At 37.9% G+C, this 3541-nt stretch carries 2 protein-coding genes; both read right to left on the bottom strand.

What is annotated here, in order from left to right; translation table 11 throughout:
• Positions 1-257: 257 nt before the first annotated feature.
• The gene (locus AC1WHX_RS11320) at positions 258-1115 is read right to left on the bottom strand and encodes a hypothetical protein (protein ID WP_302546502.1); all 858 of its coding nucleotides are present in this window, start codon (positions 1113-1115) and stop codon (positions 258-260) included.
• 22 nt (positions 1116-1137) lie between these two features.
• Complete coding sequence (locus AC1WHX_RS11315) at positions 1138-3354, bottom strand: RelA/SpoT family protein (RefSeq protein ID WP_009317577.1); 2217 nt, start codon at positions 3352-3354, stop codon at positions 1138-1140.
• Between the last annotated feature and the right edge of the window lie 187 nt (positions 3355-3541).

Here is a 3541-nt window from a genome sequence, read left to right as displayed (position 1 = left end):
CCCTCGAATCAAGCACTCTGACGCTATTATTATATATCTATATTTATCTAAGAATCAATGATATGATTAAGAAGAATAATACACCAAATAGAGAGACAAGAAAAAAGCAAGTTTAAGAGCCTTCCTAAAAAGCCATTTATAAAATTCCGCAAAAAATGAAAATCATTTCTTGCGGAATAGCTTGTATAAAAATAAATACCTATCCTATCTTTCGAATAAAAAATCTGTCAGATTTTAACGATCTATACCATTTCTAATCATGATTTTTTATCGAGACTATCATGTTCGTGATCAGCAATTTGCTTCTTTAATATTTCGATAGTCTTAGTGGCAATAGCCTTTTCCCGCTGAAGTTGTTTTATTTCAGACATCACCAAAGCAAGTTCATAAGAAGCACTAATAGCTTCTCTTGTATTATTATCCATAATAAAAGAGAAAGGTCGCTTACCTTCATAACTTACCTTTATTTTTGCACCATTACTATTATAAACCAAATCTGCTACCGAACGCATCTGTTTCCCTTTATACGTCACAACCTCAGTCGTATTTCCGGCATTTACAAAACGATAATTATTCGCACCGTCATAAGGAATAACCGATGTAAGAGCAAATGTCCCGTCCGGTAACTCCACTTTTACCGACTCATGATTCAATTTTGTCGCTCCGGAATAGACACTCATCAACTGCATCTGTCCATCTTCTGTCACCTGAATGCGCAAACATGAACGGTTGACACTCCCGGCATTCCGGTCTTTTTTGAAAACATAATTACCCTCTTCCTGATATTTTTCATCTTTCTGCAACTTAAATTTAGAGAATAAATCCTTCTGAAAGGCTTGACGTATAGGCAACAAACTATCCACATAAGCGAGATTACGTTCATTTATACTCAAATCCACACGGCGCATCAATTGCATTCCGGCACGAATTTCATCAAATGCCCGAGGATCGATCTTGGCAATACTGTCAATCGCAACTTTAGCTCGTGCATAATCCCCTTGCCGGTATAGCTCTTCGGCTTTCTGATATTGCTCGGCAGCCGGATTATTTTTTTTTGAACATGCCCCTGAAAACAGGGCTAAACCGATAATCGAAATAAAAAAGATTCTTTTCATATATTATCTATCTAAATATCATTTAACTCAACGTAACCCGATCTACACTCTTAACACCCTTTACGGTCTTCAATTTTTTCATCAAAGCATTCAATGCAGACAAATCATCGACCAAAACCGTAATATGTCCTTGAAAAAGTCCGTCATTAGAATCTATGGATATACCTCGCATCGCAATATTTTTCTCTTTCGAAATGATCGACGTTATATTCGTCACAATACCGATATCATCATTTCCGACGACACGCAAAACGGTAGCATACTGAGAGCCTTGCTTTCCCGACCAGCGCGCCTTAACGATCCTATACCCGAAACGAGTTCTTAAAGCCAAAGCATTAGGGCAATCCATTCGATGTATTTTAATACTCCCCTGAGTAGAAACAAATCCGAATATATCATCTCCATAAATAGGATTACAACATTTCGATAACTTATAATCTATTCCTTTCAAATTCTGATCGATCACCAGCACGTCTTCTTTCCCAAATTCTTCAGAAAAATGCGGTTGTACATAATTCTCCGCAGTACGCGACTCGGTCGATTCTTCATTCTCTTTCCTATCCAAATCGAGATATGAATCTATAACAGCATTCACATCGATTTTTTCTTGCGACAGATCATAATAAAAATCAGTTACCGTCTTATACCCTGTTTTTTTTATCAAACGCATCATGATCGCCTCATCAACATCGATTTTCCGATTTTTAAACCGACGCTGCAACAATTCTTTTCCAAATTCGGCCTCTTTATAAGTGGCCTCATTCAAAGCTTGCTTGATTTTTACACGGGCTTTAGAGGTTGCAACAATGTTCAGCCAATCTTGCTTAGGCGTCTGTGAAGGTGAAGTCAGAACTTCGATCGTATCCCCACTCTTAAGAACATATTTGATCGGCTGATTTTTATCGTTCACTTTTGCTCCGACACACTTGCTGCCCAAAGCGGTATGAATTAAAAAAGCGAAATCCAGAACCGTCGCACCTTTAGGCAATTTATACAAATCCCCTTTCGGAGTAAATACAAAGACCTCTTTATCATAAAGATCCATCTTAAACTCCTTCATCAGTTCCATTGGCCCGGTAGCATCGGCAGACTCTAAAATATCCCTGACATTATTCAACCAGTCATCCAGTCCGCTCTCGCTTTTTATACCTTTATATTTCCAATGTGCCGCCAACCCTCTTTCAGCAATTTCATCCATACGTTTGCTTCGTATCTGTACCTCGACCCAACGGTTTTCGGGTCCCCACACTGTTATATGCAACGATTCATATCCATTGCTTTTGGGTATAGAAAGCCAATCTTTAAGTCGTTTCGGATTAGGCTGGTACATATCGGTAACAATAGAATACACTTTCCAACAATCTGCCTTTTCTTGATCTTCAGGTGTATCCAAGACTACCCGTATGGCGAACAAATCATAAATATCTTCAAGCTCGGCCTTTTGCTTCCTTATCTTATTCAGTATAGAAGATATAGACTTTGTTCTTCCCTTAATCTCGAATTTCAATCCGGCAGCCTCGAGTTTAGCCTTCACCGGTTTTATAAATTCATAAATATATTTATCCCGGGCAGCTTTCGTTTCATTCAGTTTTCGGGCAATCTCATTGAAAGTAGGCCGATCGGTATATTTCAGAGCGAGGTCTTCTAATTCGGACTTAATCGTATAAAGCCCTAAGCGATGTGCCAAAGGAGCATACAGATAAGATGCTTCACAAGCCACATTTACTCTGAACTGCTCATCAGGATGATGGTTTATCATCCTCATCAGACATAACCGATCTGCAATCATAATAATGATGACCCTCACATCTTCTGCAAAAGTCAATAATAATTTTCTGAAATTATCGCTCTCTACCGTTGCCTGCTTAGCATAAAGACCGTTCGCTTTAATTAATCCACGTATGATTTTTGCTATATCTGATCCAAATATAGCTTCGACTTGTTCATTGGTATAGCTTCCTCCGGAAACCAAATTATAAATCAGGACCGAAATTAACGTACTACGTTCAAGACCGACTTCTTTGGAAAGGATAAGAGCCGTATTAATATTTCTCAACAAGACATTTATCCCCTTTTCGTCCCGTAAATAATTACCTTTTTTTACAGCATCGGTAATCATTTCTCGAATACGCTTGAAATCATCTTCCCCGATCAACGAATGAGAGGATCGCCACAATGCCCGGTAAGCAACCAGGAACTCTTTCCGTTCAGGAACGGTAAAATATGTACTCTCTCCCATAATTCATATTATTTATTATCTAAAAACAATTCAAATATATATTTTTTGAACTTACTATTCACGAATTTAATAAGGTTTTTGTAAATTTGAGTGGTTTTGCAACATATCATTAACTAAATAATATACTATGACATTTACACAAGCGGATCGTGATTTATTGATGCAGAAAGGCATTAGTGAATCCCAA

It is taken from the genome of Coprobacter sp., from assembly GCF_982436375.1.
Note: the sequence above shows the minus strand (reverse complement) of the source record. Positions and strands in the feature narration are given on the sequence as shown.